The organism is Paraburkholderia humisilvae, from assembly GCF_902859855.1.
GTDB lineage: Bacteria > Pseudomonadota > Gammaproteobacteria > Burkholderiales > Burkholderiaceae > Paraburkholderia > Paraburkholderia humisilvae.
On record NZ_CADIKH010000004.1, the window covers coordinates 223,724 to 241,215 of the forward strand.

At 62.9% G+C, this 17,492-nt stretch carries 17 protein-coding genes; 8 read left to right on the forward strand and 9 right to left on the reverse strand.

Annotated features, from left to right (window positions below; genetic code table 11):
• Positions 1–171: 171 nt before the first annotated feature.
• The 3 genes from HV796_RS05575 to HV796_RS05585 form a co-directional block, all read right to left on the reverse strand.
• Positions 172–327, reverse strand: coding sequence for a hypothetical protein (locus HV796_RS05575; RefSeq protein WP_175225457.1), 156 nt, complete (start codon positions 325–327; stop codon positions 172–174).
• A 48-nt stretch (positions 328–375) separates the two neighbouring features.
• Positions 376–1,257 carry a UTP--glucose-1-phosphate uridylyltransferase GalU gene (gene galU, locus HV796_RS05580; RefSeq protein WP_175225458.1) on the reverse strand — a complete coding sequence of 294 codons (882 nt, stop codon included), beginning with the start codon at positions 1,255–1,257 and terminating at the stop codon, positions 376–378.
• 302 nt (positions 1,258–1,559) lie between these two features.
• Positions 1,560–2,498, reverse strand: a complete 939-nt coding sequence (locus HV796_RS05585) for a LysR family transcriptional regulator (RefSeq protein WP_175225459.1) — start codon at positions 2,496–2,498, stop codon at positions 1,560–1,562.
• A 268-nt stretch (positions 2,499–2,766) separates the two neighbouring features.
• Between HV796_RS05585 and ampC the strand changes: the two genes are divergently transcribed.
• Positions 2,767–3,984, forward strand: coding sequence for a class C beta-lactamase (gene ampC, locus HV796_RS05590; RefSeq protein ID WP_175225460.1), 1,218 nt, complete (start codon positions 2,767–2,769; stop codon positions 3,982–3,984).
• A 21-nt stretch (positions 3,985–4,005) separates the two neighbouring features.
• Here ampC and HV796_RS05595 read toward each other — a convergent pair whose 3' ends face one another.
• The gene (locus tag HV796_RS05595; protein WP_175225461.1) at positions 4,006–5,553 is read right to left on the reverse strand and encodes a hypothetical protein; all 1,548 of its coding nucleotides are present in this window, start codon (positions 5,551–5,553) and stop codon (positions 4,006–4,008) included.
• A 229-nt stretch (positions 5,554–5,782) separates the two neighbouring features.
• On the reverse strand, positions 5,783–8,593 hold the full coding sequence (locus tag HV796_RS05600) for an ATP-dependent Clp protease ATP-binding subunit (protein ID WP_175225462.1): 2,811 nt from the start codon (positions 8,591–8,593) through the stop codon (positions 5,783–5,785).
• Positions 8,594–8,873: 280 nt separating this feature from the next.
• Here HV796_RS05600 and HV796_RS05605 point away from each other — a divergent pair, with 280 nt between their 5' ends.
• Complete coding sequence (locus tag HV796_RS05605; protein WP_175225463.1) at positions 8,874–9,131, forward strand: hypothetical protein; 258 nt, start codon at positions 8,874–8,876, stop codon at positions 9,129–9,131.
• A 69-nt stretch (positions 9,132–9,200) separates the two neighbouring features.
• On the opposite strand, the gene grxC is transcribed toward HV796_RS05605, so the two are convergent.
• The 3 genes from grxC to HV796_RS05620 all read right to left on the reverse strand — a co-directional run bounded on the left by grxC (position 9,201) and on the right by HV796_RS05620 (position 11,556).
• Positions 9,201–9,461 carry a glutaredoxin 3 gene (gene grxC, locus HV796_RS05610; protein WP_175225464.1) on the reverse strand — a complete coding sequence of 87 codons (261 nt, stop codon included), beginning with the start codon at positions 9,459–9,461 and terminating at the stop codon, positions 9,201–9,203.
• A 105-nt stretch (positions 9,462–9,566) separates the two neighbouring features.
• A complete protein-coding gene (locus tag HV796_RS05615) occupies positions 9,567–10,085 on the reverse strand; it encodes a carboxymuconolactone decarboxylase family protein (protein WP_175225465.1) in 519 nt (172 codons plus the stop codon).
• Between the two features lie 340 nt (positions 10,086–10,425).
• Positions 10,426–11,556 carry an AraC family transcriptional regulator gene (locus HV796_RS05620; RefSeq protein WP_175225466.1) on the reverse strand — a complete coding sequence of 377 codons (1,131 nt, stop codon included), beginning with the start codon at positions 11,554–11,556 and terminating at the stop codon, positions 10,426–10,428.
• Between the two features lie 166 nt (positions 11,557–11,722).
• Here HV796_RS05620 and HV796_RS05625 point away from each other — a divergent pair, with 166 nt between their 5' ends.
• The 6 genes from HV796_RS05625 to HV796_RS05650 all read left to right on the forward strand — a co-directional run bounded on the left by HV796_RS05625 (position 11,723) and on the right by HV796_RS05650 (position 16,910).
• Entirely contained in the window at positions 11,723–13,120 is a 1,398-nt protein-coding gene (locus HV796_RS05625) for a dihydrolipoyl dehydrogenase (protein ID WP_175225467.1), read from the forward strand.
• Positions 13,121–13,271: 151 nt separating this feature from the next.
• The gene (locus HV796_RS05630; protein ID WP_175225557.1) at positions 13,272–13,604 is read left to right on the forward strand and encodes an ArsR/SmtB family transcription factor; all 333 of its coding nucleotides are present in this window, start codon (positions 13,272–13,274) and stop codon (positions 13,602–13,604) included.
• Positions 13,601–14,056 carry an ArsI/CadI family heavy metal resistance metalloenzyme gene (locus tag HV796_RS05635; RefSeq protein ID WP_175225468.1) on the forward strand — a complete coding sequence of 152 codons (456 nt, stop codon included), beginning with the start codon at positions 13,601–13,603 and terminating at the stop codon, positions 14,054–14,056. The genes HV796_RS05630 and HV796_RS05635 overlap by 4 nt, the downstream gene beginning before the upstream one ends.
• Positions 14,053–14,574 carry an arsenate reductase ArsC gene (locus HV796_RS05640; RefSeq protein ID WP_175225469.1) on the forward strand — a complete coding sequence of 174 codons (522 nt, stop codon included), beginning with the start codon at positions 14,053–14,055 and terminating at the stop codon, positions 14,572–14,574. Before HV796_RS05635 ends, HV796_RS05640 begins: the two co-directional genes overlap by 4 nt.
• Positions 14,561–15,640, forward strand: coding sequence for an ACR3 family arsenite efflux transporter (arsB, locus tag HV796_RS05645; protein WP_175225470.1), 1,080 nt, complete (start codon positions 14,561–14,563; stop codon positions 15,638–15,640). Before HV796_RS05640 ends, arsB begins: the two co-directional genes overlap by 14 nt.
• A 31-nt stretch (positions 15,641–15,671) precedes the next feature.
• The gene (locus HV796_RS05650; protein ID WP_175225471.1) at positions 15,672–16,910 is read left to right on the forward strand and encodes an MFS transporter; all 1,239 of its coding nucleotides are present in this window, start codon (positions 15,672–15,674) and stop codon (positions 16,908–16,910) included.
• Between the two features lie 94 nt (positions 16,911–17,004).
• Here HV796_RS05650 and HV796_RS05655 read toward each other — a convergent pair whose 3' ends face one another.
• Positions 17,005–17,490: a hypothetical protein gene (locus HV796_RS05655; RefSeq protein WP_175225472.1), complete on the reverse strand. Its 486-nt coding sequence runs from the start codon at positions 17,488–17,490 to the stop codon at positions 17,005–17,007.
• Between the last annotated feature and the right edge of the window lie 2 nt (positions 17,491–17,492).

Sequence of the window (17,492 nt, forward strand, 5' to 3'; positions counted from 1 at the left end):
AACACCTTGTTGCCGCGCGTATTCCGCAGAAACGAAAGCCTAGGTGAATTTACCTATCAGCGCATGATAGGCGCACATTAATCGTGTATTCGATATTCCCCAGCGCAGTGCAAGTGCGCGCCAATTCGGCGCATACAAAAACGTTTGCCGTGATCTGGTGGTGCTTCGCGTTCAGCGGGAATCGACCGGCGAAACACGTTGCGCTTCGAGTTCCGCGAGTATGGCCGCCGTATGTTGACCCACCGCGGGCACCGCGTTCATCACCGGCTCGACGCTCACGATCGTCACGAGTGGCACGAACATATCGTGCGGGCCGCTTTCGGTCATCACACTTCGATAGCGGTTGCGCGCTTGTAATGGCGGATGCGCGAGCGCCTATCCACGCACATCGCCGACGCGCGAATGCAGCCACGCCCCGAACGGATCTCGCACTTCCTTGTGATGCAGCGCGAAGTCGACCGTTGCCTTCAGGTAGCCAAGCTTGGTGCCGCAGTCATAACGCGTGCCGACAAACTCGTATCCCAGCACCTGTTCGTCCTTCAGCATCGAGTCGATCGCGGGCGTCAAATGAATCTGGCCTTGCGCGTCCGGACGCACAGGGCGCAAATGCTCGAAGATGCCGGGCATCAACACGTAGCGCCCGGCAATGCCGTAGTTCGACGGCGCATTTTCCGGCGCCGGTTTCTCGACGATCCCGGACACGCTGATGACGCGTTCATCCCAGTGTCTTCCGTCAATCACACCGTGATCCGGTGCTTCGCTTGATTCAAACTCTTCGACGGCGAGCACCGAGCAGTCATAGTGGCTAAATAAATGGATCATCTGCTCGAGGACGGGAGGCTGGCCTTCAAGGAGATCGTCGGCCAGCACGACCGCAAATGGCTCGTCGCCAATCAGCTTTTGCGCGCAAAGCACCGCATGACCAAGTCCCAGCGGCTCAGCCTGCCGGACATAGACGCATTTGGCATGACGCGGCATCACGTCCTGAACGATTTCGACCAGGTTTTGCATGCCTCGCGCCATCAGCACATGTTCAACTTCGTAGGATTTGTCGAAATGATCTTCGATGACGCGCTTGCCGCGACCGGTGACAAAAATCAGTTCGGTGATGCCGGCGGCAATCGCCTCTTCAACTGCGTATTGAATGAGGGGCTTATCGATGATCGGCAGCATTTCTTTGGGACTTGATTTGGTCGCGGGGAGAAAACGCGTGTCGATGCCTGCGACGGGAAACACCGCTTTATGGACGCTGAACATGATAGACCCACCTGTTCTGGAAGACGATGACCGGGGCGCGTGCGCCCGTCACCTGTCATTTGAAAGAATTCGCTGTTACTCCGTGAATTTGCGATCAGGTGCAATAAGCATAGATTATCCTGCCAGAATCACGGAAATAGTTGATGTGCTTTGCCTCTAGTGGAAATATGCCGGAAAAGCATATTCACCAATGCCAATGGCATCATTCGCGCGATCAAACCATGCGGATACAAATAAACCCGCGAATCGGTTAAATAAAGGCATTTGGCACTGAATAACCGCGCATTGCGGCGTATGCCGGATTACCGCGGCCCGTCTTCGCTCACGCGCGTTTCAGGCGGCATGAGTTCGCCGGCCGTCCCGGCGTCCGATGCGCCGCTATCCACTTCCTTTTTGATCCATTGACTGAACGCGCGCATCGCGGCAGTCGCGGGTTTCGCCTTTTGCCAGGTCAACCAGTAACTGCCCGCGTGCACGTCGATATCGAACGGACGCACGAGGCGGTCCGTCGCCAGATCGCGTTCGAACATCGACGCAGGCACGAGTGCGACGCCCGCGCCTTGCAGCGCGGCTTCCACCATCAGCCGCGATGAGTCGAACACGGGGCCGCGCACGGGACGCGGCGCGAGTCCCGCCGCGCTGAACCAGTTCGCCCAGTCGTCGGCGCGATAGGAGCGCAGCAGCGTTTGGCCGGCGAGATCGGCGGGAACGCGCAGACGGTGCGCGATTTCCGGCGTGCAGAGCACCGATAGCGGCGCGTCGAACAGCTTCAGCGCACGCGAGCCCGGCCAGGTGCCGTCACCGAAACGGATCGCGAAGTCGAGTCCCTCCCCGGCCAGATCGACGAGGTTGTTGTTCGTCATCAAACGGAGTTCGACGAACGGATGCGCATCGCGAAACGACTTCAGACGCGGGATCAGCCAGCCAACGGCGAAGGTCCCGACTGACCCCACGGTCAGCACCTCATGCAAGTGCCCACCTTCGAACTGCCGCAACACGGCTTCGATGCGATCAAACGCATCGCTTAGCACCGGGCGTAGCGCAAGGCCTTCGTCGGTTATCGCCAGTCCGCGCGGCAAACGCTTGAAGAGGCTCGCGCCGAGCCGCTCTTCCAGCGTCCTGACCTGCTGGCTGACGGCCGCTTGCGTGACGTTCAGCTCCAGCGCGGCGCGTGTGAAACTCAAATGCCGGGCGGACGATTCGAAGGCTCGCAGCGCGTTCAGAGGCAGATAGGGTCGCATGGCTGAGGTATAAGTTTTTCCTGGGCAACGGCCAATTTATCATCGTTTGCCAGCAGGCTTCGAAAACGCAATAGTGGCGGCACTTCGAGCAGGAGCAACGGTTCACGGTGTCCCTGCGCGGCCGCCGGCGTGGTGCGGTGGGGTAGCTGAGGTTGCGCCCAGGCGTCGGCACGCGATGACGGCTGGCCGTCGCCGTGAGGTTCGCTAACGCCGCGATCCGTCGCTCGTCAACGTCGGAAATCTGGATAGCCTGGGAGGAACCTCGACAATGCAGTTCTGGAATTCAAAGCCCGTCGTGGCGGCGGTGAGCCTGCTCTGCGCGTTATGCCTCGCGCCAAGCGCGAGCCATGCGGAAAGCCCGGCGCACGATCGCGTCCAGCAAGCGGTGGACAACGCAATCCGGCCGATGATGGCGAAAGACGGGATTCCCGGCGTAGCGGTCGGCATCATCGTCGACGGCCAGCCTGCCGTTTACAACTTCGGCGTCGCGTCGACGCAAACGCGTCAGCCTGTCACGAACGACACCTTGTTCGAACTCGGATCGGTGACGAAAACCTTCACGGCCACACTCACTGCGTGGGCGCAGGTCAACGGCCAGTTATCGCTCGCGGACCGTGTCGGGACCGATCTGCCGTCGCTGCGCGGCAGTCCGTTCGGCAGCGTGAGTCTGCTCAATCTGGGGACGCACACGCCCGGCGGACTCCCGTTGCAGGTGCCTGACGAGATCCGGAACGACGCACAGTTGATGCGGTATTTCGACGCCTGGCGTCCGACCTATGCGCCCGGCACTTCGCGTACGTACAGCAATGTCGGCATCGGCACACTTGGGCTCATCACCGCGAAGCGCATGGGACAGGATTTCGATTCGCTGATCGACCAGCGCCTCTTTCCCGCGCTCGGTCTGAAGAGCAGCTTCATCGACATTCCCGTCGACCGCGCGGCGGATTACGCTCAGGGCTATACGAAGGATGACCAACCGGTTCGCATGGCGGGCGGCGTGCTCGCATCCGAAGCGTATGGCGTCAAATCGACGGCCGCCGACGTGCTGCGCTTTATCGAAGCCAACATGAAGCTGATCAGGATCGACGCAGCGTTGCAGCGTGCGATCACGGATACGCACACCGGCTACTTCCGCGCAGGGCCGCTGACGCAGGACCTGATCTGGGAACAGTATCCGTACCCTGTTGCATTGCAGTCGCTGCTGGACGGCAACTCGCCCGCGATGGCGCTCAATGCGACGCCTGCGACGGCGATCGAGCCGCCGCTGCCGCCGATGGACAATGTGTGGATCAACAAGACAGGCTCGACTAATGGCTTCGGCGCGTATGTCGCGTTCGTTCCGGCGAAGCGCATTGGAATCGTCATTCTCGGTAACCGGAATTTCCCGATGGAAGACCGGGTCGCCGCCGCGCACACGATTCTCACGTCGCTGGATGGCGCCTCGGGCACGCCGTTCAACATGCCGGTACATCACCTGCCGCAATGACCTCGCGCCACGGCTGCGCCCTTAAAATCCTCGTCGATGACTGAACGCCAATGAATCGGCATCGGGCTGGTCCTCGATGCGAATACCAAGCGACTCGATCAGAGAATCGAACGCGCCGGCCACGATCATTTGCAGCAGCTGACGCGAATTCATCATGCAACCGGGTTCGATCAGGATGCCGCGGTTGCTCCTGAAAATGATCACCGGGGCTCGCGCCGCCACACTGGCAGACTGACCGCCCACCTGGACCGTTCTGCGGCCTGACAGAAATACATCGATATCCTCGCCCAGAACGTAAAACCCCGACGCGACCGAGACTCTTGCCCGAGCGTGCCATCGGCCGTTGCGGCCCGGTAGATCCGGACCACGAATCGCCGGGATGTATCGATCCAGTCGCTCCATAATGCGCGCGATGCGGGACGCCACTTCGTCGCTGAAATTGGTCAACCGCAATTTCTGGCCGCCGCTGGACGCCAGCACGATATCGGAGAGTTGGCTCGTCAGGTCGACGTCCCGGGTCACGCGGACATTCTCCGGTGCATCCTGATGCGACGTGTGGCGGTGTAGAAGAAGCCGGATGCAAAGCTTGTCGTACCGGCGCAGCAGATAGCCTAGCCCCATCAGAAGACCGTTGGTCGACCCACCGCCAACGACCGTCTCGGTGACGATCAGGTTGAGTGACTTGTCCGGCTCGTGCCGCAGCATCGTTTCGACCGTGCGCACGAGCATCAGCACGTGCGACGTCTTCTTGTCGAACTCCTTGACACCAACGGAAACGCCAGGTGGGAAGGCACGCTGGAATTCCGCATGGATGATACTGAGCTGCGCGCTGCTGGGCTTGGGAATTCGCAGATGCGGAATCCGCCGGCCGCCGTGTGCGCTCAGCACCGCGCCTATCTGATCCGCAACATACGAGCCGCCGCGCTCCAGACTGACAATCAGATCCGCGCCATCCGTTTCGGCGGCGAGGCGGCGAATGGCATCGCGGTTCATCGAAATAAACGGGCTGTAGACAAGCCCCTGGGTGCGGCGAAACTCCTTGTCCTTGCCGCGAATAATCGCTTGCGCCCTGAGCCGGCTATCCTTCGATGGGCTTTCCAGTTCCGCTGTCAGGTGCGACAGAAACCTGGGCACGGAAACACGGCGGATGTTATGGCGCCCCGGCGCGTAAACCGATCGGGCGACCGGCCTGAGACCGACCAGCGACGGTGCATAGGCGCGCACGCCACTAACTGTCTTCAGTGAATCATCGTAGAAGTCGGGCGCCAACGCGATCGCACGCACGCCCGTCGAGAATCCCGGCGGCAGGCGGCCCAACCGTTTCGCACAGGTCATGATCGCGTAGGCAAAGGCGCCGATCGCGTGCGGGTTGCGCGGGTCCGGCAGCACGTCCGCGTCGGGAACGGCACGCAGAGCCTTGAGAAAACCGATCAGCCGCGACCACTCCGCTTCGCTAAAGGATTCCAGGCTGCGTTGCCCGGGCGCCGCTTGCTGCATCTGGCGCAACCATGCCAGCACGTGGCGCGGCAAGGTCGCGATCACTTTGTTGATCTTCTGTTCGCGTCCCATTCATTTCCCCGGTAGGCTTACACGAACGCGGTCATTCTGCAGACGATGTCAGTCGGTCGTTCGTGATTACACCGTTTGCGCGCGAGGCCGGTCAATCCCTGGAACCTGGTAACAGAAGGCTTCTGAGCGCCTTCCGCTAGACGTCGATACGAAGCGGCAGAACAGAAAAAAGCGGCCGGCTGCACCTACCGCCAGCCTGCCGCTCACTTCCCTGCCACGCCACACCGCGCTATGAATTCGCCGCTTCCGGCGGCGACCTGTCGTCGCGACGTCCTTCACGCGGCTCGAGCGACAGCCTCAGCCCGGACTGCTTTTCCGCAGCCCCAGTTCGCTGAGCCCCCTTCTGCGGCGTCGCTGCAGTCGTCGTAAACTTCACGCGCTGTGCATCCGCATCGTACGCACACAGAATGTGCGAGCCTTCGCCGATGTCGCCCTTCAGCATCTCCTTCGCCAGCTCATTCTCAATCAGCTGCCGGATCTGCCGCCGCAACTCGCGCGCGCCGAACTCCGGCCGGTAGCCTTCCGTCGCGAGAAAGTCGACCACCGAATCGTCGAACTCGAGATCGATGTCCTGGCTGCTCGCGAGACGCTTCACCTGTTCGAGCTGCAGCCGCACGACATGCCGCGTCTCGTCGCGGGTCAGCGCCTTGAACAGGATGATGTCGTCGATGCGATTCAGGAACTCCGGCCGGAAGTGCTGCCGCAACACGTTCATGACGCCGCTTTGCACCGTCGTCACCGCGTCGCCGCTCAGGAAACCCGGGCCCGAACGCATCTGTCCGCCGATCACTTCCGAGCCCAGATTGCTGGTCGCGATAATAAGCGTGTTGCTGAAGTCGACCACGCGCCCTTTGCCGTCGGTCAAGCGTCCATCGTCGAACACTTGCAGCAGCACGTTGTACACGTCCGGGTGCGCCTTTTCGATCTCGTCGAACAGAATCACACTGTACGGACGGCGCCGCACACGCTCGGTCAATTGCCCGCCTTCGTCGTGCCCGACGTAACCCGGCGGCGAGCCAATTAGCCGCGACACCGCGTGCCGTTCCATGTATTCGCTCATGTCGATACGCAGCATCGCTTCTTCGTCGCCGAACACCACTTCCGCAAGCGCCTTCGCGAGCTCGGTTTTGCCGACACCCGTCGGGCCGAGAAACAGGAACACCGCGGTCGGCCGGTGGCGCGCCTGCAAGCCGGTGCGCGAGCGGCGCACCGCGTCGCTGACCGCCTGCACCGCCTGGTCCTGGCCGATCACCCGCTCGTGCAAACGCTCCTCCATATTCAGCAAGCGTTCGCGTTCCTCCGTGGTCAACTGCGCGACCGGAATGCCGGTCAGCTTCGCGACGATTTCGGCGATATTCATCACCGTCACGTGCGACGTGTTCGCCCCCAGGCTGGTCTTCCACGCATCGGTCGCGTCGCTCAACGCGCGCTGCTTGTCGGCAATCTCGCCGTCGAGCGCATGAGCTCGCTCGTACTGCTTGCGCGATGCCGCGTAGTCCTGCTCGCGATGCATTTGCGCCAGTTCGGCTTCGAGTTCGAGGATCGCCGCCGGGCGCGACGTCGCCGACAGGTGCACGCGCGCGGCCGCCTGGTCGATCAGATCGATCGCCTTGTCCGGCAAAAAACGCCCGGTGATATAGCGATCCGACAGTTCGGCCGCGCCGACGATCGCATCGTCCTGAATGGTCACGCGGTGATGCGCTTCGAGCCTGTCGCGCAGCCCTCGCAAGATATTGATAGTCTGGACCACACTCGGCTCGGGCACGAGCACCGGCTGGAAGCGCCGTTCGAGCGCCGCGTCCTTTTCGATGTACTTCTGATATTCGGACAGGGTCGTCGCGCCGATCAGGTTCAGTTCGCCGCGCGACATCGCGGGCTTGAACACATTCGCGATATCGAGGCCGCCCTCACCGCCGCCTTGCCCCGCGCCGACGATCGTATGCACTTCGTCGACGAACAGCACGAGCGAACCGAGGTTCGCGGTGATCTCCTCAAGCAGTTGCTTCACGCGCTCTTCGAACTCGCCGCGAAACTTCGCGCCAGCCACCAGCGAGTTCACGTTGAGTTCGACGAGACGCTTGTCGCGCAGCGATTCGGGCACGTCGCCGTTCACCATCCGCTGCGCCAGCCCTTCGACGACCGCGGTCTTGCCGACACCCGGCTCGCCGATCAGCACCGGATTGTTCTTGCGGCGCCGCGCGAGCACCTCAACGAGCGTTTCGATTTCACTCGAGCGGCCGATCACCGGGTCGAGCCGGCCGTCGCGCGCAAGCGCGGTCAGATCGCGGCTGTATTTATCGAGCTGCGGCGTATTCGACGGCGCGGCGATCGTCTCGCGCTTCATGCTCGGACCGATCGCGGCGAGCGTTTGCTGGCGCAGCGCCTGCGTGTCGAGGCCGTATTTCACGAACAGGTTGCTCGCGAAACTGTTGTTCACTTCCGCCAGGCCGATTAACAGATGCTCGGCGCTGACGTAGCTGTGGCCGAGTTCGCGAGACGCGAGAAACGCGCGCTCGAGCGCGCTCTTCAGGCAGGGCGTGACGCCGATCTCGCTGTCCGGCGGCGGCTCGACATCGGTACGCTTCGGCGCGTTCGTGTCGATATACGCGCGCACGTCGGTTGCCGAGATGCCCAGGTTTTTCAGAATTGAAATGATGACCGCGTTGTCGGCAAGCTCGTAGAGCAGATGCTCGGTGTCGACTTCACGGCGGCCGAACTGCACTGCGCGCTCCGCCGCACGCTGAAGCATTTCTTTTGCCAGATCGCTAAAGTGCCGCTCGATATTGATCACCGCTTCAGCGCCCTCGACGCGTTGCGGTACGGGCCGCCGGAAGGTCGCTGCGTCGTCCAGTTCGTCGATCTGCTCGGGGATGTCGCTGCGGAACAGCGCTTCGAGCGGCGACAGCGTGCGCTGGTGCCGCGTAAGCTGCTCGTAGTGGTAATCGCATACATCGAGAATCCGCCTGCGCCCGCTCTGGAGCACCGCGAGCCGCACGCTCGCAGGCCTGACGCCGCAGATGTCACAGACTTGCCGTGCCATATGAACTCCGTGTGGAAGGATTCGCGTAAGAAAACGCCGGCTTGCTGTCGACACGCACCGCCTGGTACGCACTGGCCGGCACGCACGGGTTGCCCCTTACAGGCGCGCGGCGGGCGGGGCGGCTCGTACCCGACACCTGCCGCGCGGTGGTCCCCGGAGCCCGCGTCCGGCCTTGCCGGCGCAGATTCGATGCTACATGATCGGTGCTCGAAGCGCAGTGAGGCTTCGTGCAGGCGCAGCAATCGCAACCTGGCGGCGATTCGGAAACCGGAAGGAACTTATGTTCGTCGTGTACTGGCTGGAGAGGCGCGAGGCGCTCAGTGACAATGCATCGCACGGTGGCACCGCGCGCTTCGAGCTGTTCGACAGCAGCGAATTGACGCGGGCGCTTGCGTTTGCTGAGGAGTTACGAAAGAAACAGGCGGCGGGAGGCGACGTCGGCTTCGTGTCGCTATGCAGCGAGAATCCGCATTCGGTCGGGCAGCCAGGGGTGGCGGACCCGCCCGCCGATTATGCGTGGAAGAAGCGTCGCAGGTAAAACGCGTTGCGTCGACAATGCGTGGTCGTGCGAGCGGACAACCATCGCTCACCGGCCGCGCTGCGACCTTCAGACCCGCGCGGCAAGCAGCGGCTCGAGACCGCCTTGCGACTCCAGCGCACGCAGATCGTCATAACCGCCGACGTGCGTATCGCCCACATAGATTTGCGGCACGGTCCGGCGTCCACTGCGTTCCATCATTTCGAGCGCTTTCGCGCGATCGCCTTCGATGTCGATCTCGCTGAACGCCGCGCCCTTTTTGCGCAGCAGCGCTTTCGCAGCAAGACAATACGGGCAGGTCGGTTTCGTGTAGACGGTGATTGCAGGCATGGTCATCTCCTTGAATTCCGGTTTCATATCAAGCATGCGGTGCGCGCGGACACGCACCGCCTCTCGGTTTGCAAAGGGTTGGGACTGACGCAACTGAACCCGCATTCAAGCTTCAACCGCCGGAAAGTCCACGTCCGGTCGCGCAACGTTGTTCAGGAAGTTCGTGAAGGTCAGTTGCGCCGCAACAGCGATGATCTCGACAATCCTGCTGTCCGTGATCCCTGCGTCGCGTGCTGCCGCGATGTCGCCATCGCTCAGCCGACCGCGCTGGCTCGCAACCTTGCTCGCGAATACCGCGATCGCATTGCCTTCGCCATCACGCGCGGCGCGAATCGCGTCGTCCGACAAGCCCGCCTTGCTGGCAAACAGCGAATGCGCGGCAAGACAGTACTCACAGTTGCTCACTTGCGATACCGCGAGCGCGACCGTCTCGCGTTCGGCGGCGCTCAGTTCGCCCTTCGACAGCTGTTGTTGCGCTTGCAGATACGCGCCCAGCGCCGCAGGCGAATTCGCGAGGATCCTGAACGAGTTCGGCAGAAAGCCCATTGCTTTTTCGACCGCGTGCAACGACGCTTGCGCAGAAGCGGGGGCTTGGCCGATCGACAGGGATTGAACGCGCGCCATGGTGTTTCTCCTTAAGACTGTGAATTGTTGAAAATGCAACCAAATCGGTTTCTTGAACTTTGCTTCCGTCAGCTGACGGGGTGATGGAACTTTAAGTGTTGACTCGCCGTCCGTTAATGGCAGCGCGGATCAACAAACTGCTCGATCGGCTCAAGCGAGTTGACTGCGCTTCGACACAGCGCGCGCGGGCAAGCAGCGGCGGCCGAACGAACGGCGCCGTGCGCGCAAGGCATGGGGTGTTGCCGCCGCGGAGGGAGAAGAAGCGGATGAAAGAGGATGAAAACAGGCAACGCGCGAAGTGCAGGACACCTGCACGGCCGCACGAGGTGTGTCGCGTCGTTTACCTCGCTAGCGTATCGCCGCCCGTTGCGCGCCAGCGCGCGGGCGTGACGCCGAGATGCCGCTTGAACACCCGCTGAAACGCCGCCTCGGACTGATAGCCGATCGTCGCACCGATCTCGGCGACCGACTCCGACGTCTGCAGCAACGCGCGGCCGGCGATCGTCAAACGCACTTCGGTCAGCATGTCGGTCGCGGAACGGCCGATCGCCTCCTGGAACTGCCGCACGAAGGTCGCGCGGGACATATGGCATAACGCAGCGAACTGATCAAGCGTCCACGGTTTGCCTGGCGCTTCGAACATCGCGGATAACGCAGGCTGCAAGCGCGGCTGCCCGGCGAGCGCTAGCAGGCCACGCGGTGCGTCTGCGGCTTCGCTCGCAAAGCGCAGTGTCAACGCGAACAGCGCGGCGGACAGATAGTTGATCAGGCATTCGCTGCCGGGGCTTTCATCGACTGCCTCCTCGCGCATTAGCGCGACGATGCGCGCGAGCCGCGAGCCGGCCACGGTCGGCTGCGCCGCGCTGGTGTCCGCGCTGGTGCCCGCCTTGGTGTCCGCGCTCGTGCCCACGCTGGCTTGCGCATCGCCGTCCGTGGCGTCGATCTGGCTGGCTTCGCCCGCGATATCCGCGATGCGCGTTGCGCCAGCGGCTTCGTCGCGCGCCGCATCGAGCGCCACGCTATCGGGCTCGCGTTGCGGCGCGTGCTTCGCAATCGACCCGGTACTCACCACCAGCCGCGCCGGCAGATGTTCGCGCAGCAGCCGGTCCGGCATCGCGCCGACCAGAAAGCGTCCGCATAACAGATCCGCGGCCGGCCCCGAGCCGCCGTTTTCGACCACCGTCAGCGTGATATTCCGGCGCCTGACCGCTGGGCCGGGCTGCACACCGCTGCCGTCGTGAATCCGGTGCGCGGCGCCGGTCGGGAACAGGATCACGTCGCCCGCCGTCAGCGTGCGCGGGGGGCCATTGCCGTCCTCGAGCACCGCCTCGCCCGCCAGCAGCACGTGATACGGAATCTCCTGAACACCCGCGGAGCCGACCTCGACCACCCATGGCGAGCCGAAACGGCAGCGTTCATCGATGCGTCCGTTGACCGGTGTCAGCGAGAGAAAACGGCTGAGCAGATCCATATGAGTCGTTTGAGCAATTTGTTGATCCGTTAGCGAATTCGCATGCCGTGATGCTCGACGTACATTGGTGGCATCCAATGCAGCCCGATTTTACTGGACGACGGCGCGGCGCAGGGTCAACGGCTTTCCGGCCAGGCGCGATGCATTCAACGAATTGGAGCAATAGATGAAGACGATCAAGATCGATGTCGCAGTGATCGGCGCGGGCAGCGCCGGTTTGCCGGCATACCGCGCCGCGAAGGCGGCGGGCGCATCGGCGCTGCTGATCGAAGGCGGCCCTTACGGCACTACCTGTGCGCGGGTCGGCTGTATGCCGTCCAAGCTGTTGATCGCAGCCGCCGAGGCCGCGCATGCGGCCTCCAGCACGGCGCCGTTCGGCGTGCACGTCGACGGCGCGATTCGGATCGACGGGCGCGAAGTGATGCGCCGCGTGAAAAGTGAGCGCGATCGCTTTGTCGGCTTCGTGGTCGACAGCGTCGAAGGGATACCTGCGGAAGACCGCGTGATCGGTTATGCGAAGTTTATCGACGATAACTGGCTGCAAGTCGGCGACCACACCCGCGTGCAGGCGCGCAGCGTGGTGATCGCGACCGGTTCGTCGCCGTACGTGCCAGCGATGTATCGCGCACTCGGCGATCGCGCGATCGTCAATGACGATGTGTTCAGCTGGGACGATCTGCCGCGCAAGATTGCGGTAATCGGCGCCGGCGTGATCGGTCTCGAGCTCAGCCAGGCGCTAGCGCGTCTCGGTGTCGACGTGACGGTGCTCGGTGCGCGCGGCCGCGTCGGTCCGTTGACGGACCCGGCGATTCGCGACTACGCGCAGAAGGTGTTCAGCGATGCGTTGCATTTCGAGCCGCGCGCGGAAGTCGAAGCGGCGACGCGCGACGGTGACACCGTCCATCTGCGTTATCGCGCGAGCGACGGCACACTGGTCGACGATTCGTACGACTACGTGCTCGTCACCGCCGGCCGCCGGCCGAATATGGGCCGACTCGCGCTCGGCAACACCACGCTCGAACTCGACAGCCACGGGATGCCGGTCTACGACCCGGTGACGCTGCAGGCAGGCGCGCATCCGGTGTTTATCGCCGGCGACGCGAACGGTGTGCTGCCGCTCTTGCACGAAGCCGCGGATGAAGGCCGCGCGGCCGGCAGCAACGCAGCGCGTTACCCGAACGTCGCGCCGCTCGTGCGCCGCGCGCCGATCTCGGTGCTGTTCTCAGACCCTGGCATCGCGATGGTCGGCGCCCGGCACGCGGACCTTGCGGCGGGCAGTTTCGTCGCCGGCGAGGTGAGCTTCGAAGACCAGGGCCGTAGCCGCGTGATGTTGCGCAATCGCGGACTGATGCACGTGTACGTCGACAAGGCGACGCGCCGCTTCGTCGGCGCCGAGTGGATCGGTCCGGACGCCGAGCACATTGCGCATCTGCTTGCGTGGGCGCTGCAGATGAACCTCACCGTCGATGCGATGCTCGACATGCCGTTCTACCACCCGGTCGTCGAAGAAGGGCTGCGCACCGCGCTGAGGAATGCGGCGGCGCTGCTGAAGGCGGAACACTGAGCGGCATGTGTGCGGGCAGGCGCTAAAGCATTGCGTTCACATTCGGTCTGAACACATCGCGCTGCGTGGCGAAGTTCACGCAGCGCGATGTGCAATCCACGTCATTTCGATAATTATTGAAATATCGAAATGAATGATGTATCCTGCTCGCATGGATACGAACCTCGTCGTACGCGCATTGGGCGCACTCGCCCATGAGTCGCGGCTCGCCATTTTTCGCGCGCTAGTCGTGGCCGGTCCGGACGGTATGCCGGCCGGCGAAATTGCGCAGCAACTGGGGCTCGCCCCGTCAAGCCTGTCGTTTCATCTGAAGGACCTGTCCCACGCGGAACTGGTCAAGCCACGACAGGAAGGACGCTTTGTCATCTACACGGCCAATTTCGACGCGATGACAGGCCTCATAGCCTATCTGACCGAAAACTGCTGTGCCGGCACGAACTGCGCGGCAAGCGACCTCTCTTCCTGTTGCGGAGACAAGCCATGAAGCGCATGCACCTTCACGTGTCGGTCGAGAATCTCGCGGATAGCATCCGGTTCTATCGCGCGATGTTCGGCGATGTCGAGCCCACTGTGATCAAGAGCGATTACTGCAAGTGGGAATTGACCGATCCGGCCATGAACTTCGCCATCTCGCAGCGCGGCGCGAAGCCGGGCATCGATCATGTCGGCATTCAGGTCGAGACGGATGCGGAGCTCGCGGAAATGAACGCCCGCTTTGCGGCCGCACAGTTGCCCGTGCAAACGCAGACCGGCACGACATGCTGCTACGCGAAGTCCGACAAGGCATGGACCGTCGACCCGCAAGGTGTCGCATGGGAAACGTTCCGCACGCTTGAAAGCGCGCCGGTGTATGGGCAGTCGCACGAGCCACGGCAAGCGTCGGCGGCGTGCTGCACGCCGGTCGAGTCGGTTGTGAGTTTCCGGGGCCGCGCGTGAACGACAAGGTTTGGTCAATCCTCATCCTTTGCACCGGCAACAGCTCACGCAGCATCATGGCTGAGGCCCTGTTCAATGCGCTGGGCAAAGGCCACTTTCGCGCATACAGCGCGGGCAGCCACCCTACCGGCACGGTCAATCCGTTTGCTGTCGAGCGCTGCGCGGCGCTCGGCTATGACACGTCGCGTTTGCGCAGCAAGAGCTGGGACGAATTCGCGACGCCCGACGCACCAGCGATGGATTTCGTGATTACCGTCTGCGATCAGGCCGCAGGCGAAGTCTGCCCGATCTGGCCGGGCAAGCCGATCACCGCACATTGGGGCTTCGAAGATCCGGCCGCATTCCAGGGCAGCGACGAAGACAAGCGCAAGGTGTTCGACAAAGTCTTCAGGCAAATCATGAACCGCGTCAGCCAGTTCGTGAATCTGCCGCTGCACGTGCTCGACCACAATACGATCCAGCATGAAATGCAGGTGATCGGAGCGAGCCCGGTAGAGGCACCGAATGAGCAACACTGATGCCGCCGCGGCGCATGTCGCGCGGCCGGCTATCGGCCTTTTCGAGCGCTACCTGACGGCCTGGGTCGCGCTTTGCATCGTGATCGGCATCGCGCTCGGACAGGTTCTTCCGCAATTTTTTCAGACCATCGGCCGTATGGAGTTCGCACACGTCAACCTGCCGGTTGGCGTGCTGATCTGGGTCATGATCGTCCCGATGCTGGTCAAGATCGACTTTTCAGCGATGGCGCAGGTCCGAAACCAATGGCGCGGCATCGGCGTCACGCTGTTCGTCAACTGGCTGGTCAAACCGTTTTCGATGGCGCTGCTCGGGTGGGTCTTCGTCCGGCATATATTCGCACCGTGGCTTCCCGCTGATCAGCTCGACAGCTATATCGCCGGCCTGATTCTGCTTGCCGCGGCGCCTTGCACGGCGATGGTGTTCGTGTGGTCGCAACTGTGCAGGGGCGACCCTTACTTCACGCTGTCACAGGTTGCGCTGAACGACTCGATCATGGTCGTCGCGTTTGCGCCGCTGGTCGCGCTGCTGCTCGGCCTGTCGGCGATTACGGTGCCGTGGGACACGCTGATCATGTCGGTCGTGCTCTACATCGTCGTCCCGGTCATCATCGCGCAAGTGGCGCGGCGGCGGCTGCTTGCGCACGGCGATGCGCATTTCCGGCGAGTCGTCGCACGCGTTGCGCCATATTCGATATGCGCACTGCTCGCGACACTCGTGCTGCTCTTTGCGTTTCAGGGGCAGGCGATTGTCAGGGGGCCGCTCGTGATCGCCATGCTTGCGGTGCCGATTCTGGTTCAGGTGTTCGTCAATTCGGGGCTGGCGTATGTGCTTAACCGACGGCTCGGGGTCGCGCACTGCGTCGCCGGCCCCTCGAGCCTGATTGGCGCAAGCAACTTCTTCGAACTGGCCGTCGCAACCGCAATCAGCCTGTTCGGTTTTCATTCGGGTGCCGCCCTCGCCACTGTCGTCGGGGTGTTGATCGAAGTGCCGGTGATGTTACTGGTCGTCGGCATCGTGAACCGTTCGCAACATTGGTACGAAACGCGCCGAACGCAACGCGTATGAGTCTTGCCGCTCATTTTCGACACTTCAATCCATGACGGCAAAATCAGCGGGTGACCACGCCGCGATATGGGCGCTCGCGGCCGCACAGCTGGTCGCGTGGGGTGCGATCTACTACGCTTTCTCGCTGTTCGTCGTGCCGATGGAAAGCGCGATGGGATGGAGCCGCATGGCCACGAACGCGGCCCTTTCCGTTGGCCTGCTCGTATCGGGGCTCGCCGCGTGGCCGGTCGGCGTCTGGATCGATCATGGCCACGGCCGGCAGGTGATGATCTGGGGTTCCGTGCTCGCAACGGCGATGCTCGCGCTTTGGTCGCAGGCGCACAGCCTCGTCACGCTATTCATCGTCTGGATCGGTCTCGGCATCGCGATGGCGGCGACGCTCTACGATCCGGTGTTCGCCATCATCACGCGCAACTTCCCCGACAGCTTTCGCACGAAGATCACGCTGATCACGCTGGTCGGCGGCTTCGCCAGCACGGTCTTTATCCCGCTCACCCAGAGCCTCGTGAACGCAGTGGGCTGGCGCGACGCGCTGCTCGCGCTCGCCGCGATCAATCTGGCAATCTGCTTGCCGTTCAACGCGCTCGCGATCGGACCTGACAACGCGCGCGCCGGCCATGCCGATCACAAGGCATCCCACCGGCGGACGCCCGCAGCCTCCACGCAGCGGGCGCTACGCACGCCGACCTTCTGGGCACTGGCCGTTTGCTTTACCGCTTACTATTCCACGTTCGCGGCCCTGACGTTTCATCTCGTTCCGCTGATGACCGAACGCAAGGTCTCACCGGCGGTGATGCTTGCAACGATGGCGGTCATCGGTCCGGCACAGGTGCTTGCCCGCATTCTCTGGTTCACGATCGGCCGCAACGTTCGGCCATCGACCATGGGCGTAATCATCACGACTGCGTTCCCCGCTTCGGTCGTCATCCTGATGGTCGCCGGCCAATCGTCCGCCTGGCTGATTCTGTTCGCGACCGTGTATGGCGGCGCGAACGGAATGATGACCATTCTGCGCGGGACCATCGTGCAGGACGTCATGTGGACGGAAGGCTACGGTGCGATCAGCGGGCTGCTGTCGATGCCGTCGAATGTCGCAAAGGGCGTCGCGCCGATTTCCGCAGCGTTGATCTGGGCAATCGGACACAACTATGTCCCGGTCGAGTGGACCGTGTTGCTTGTGTCGCTCGTGTCCGCCGCTGCGTTCGCGGTGGCGGTCCGGTTCGCTGGCGTACAAAAGCATCGAACCGGCCAGTCCGTTACGACCCGCTGACCTGCGTGGTCCAGACGCGAATGTCGTGCGCAAACAAAAGCGGCCCAAAGGCCGCATCGAGCAGGGTCGCAATAGAAAACCGCAAGAGAGGCGCCTACGCCTGGTCGTTGACCAGCGATCCGGACGTTTTCCCCTGCGCGGCCAGCAATTGCGCGAGTTGCCCGGTCGCGGCCCCGATCGCTCCTTGTATCGTTGACGCCTCACCCTGCAATGAGTTGACGGCCGGGTTAGGTGTGCCATCGGGCCCGGTTTGGCGCGATAGCGCCGCGATTTGCGCCTCCACCGCGGCCAGTTCCTGCTGCAAACTCTTGATGAGCTGCTGAAGCGCGCCGATCGCCGGGCTCGACGAGCTTGAACCGCCGCCCGCCGCACCTGCGCCGCCGCCCGCCTTCGCCTTGCCCGAGCCGGACGTCGGCGCAGTCGACGACGTGCCCGACGTTGCCGGCTGCGAACCGGACGTATCGGTCGCGGACGTGCTGCTCTTGCCGCTGCCCGCATCCTGATTGGCGGACGTGCCCTGCGCCGCGTTCGAGCTCGTGTTGGCAGGACCGCTCGCGGTTACACCAGGAACACCTTGCACGA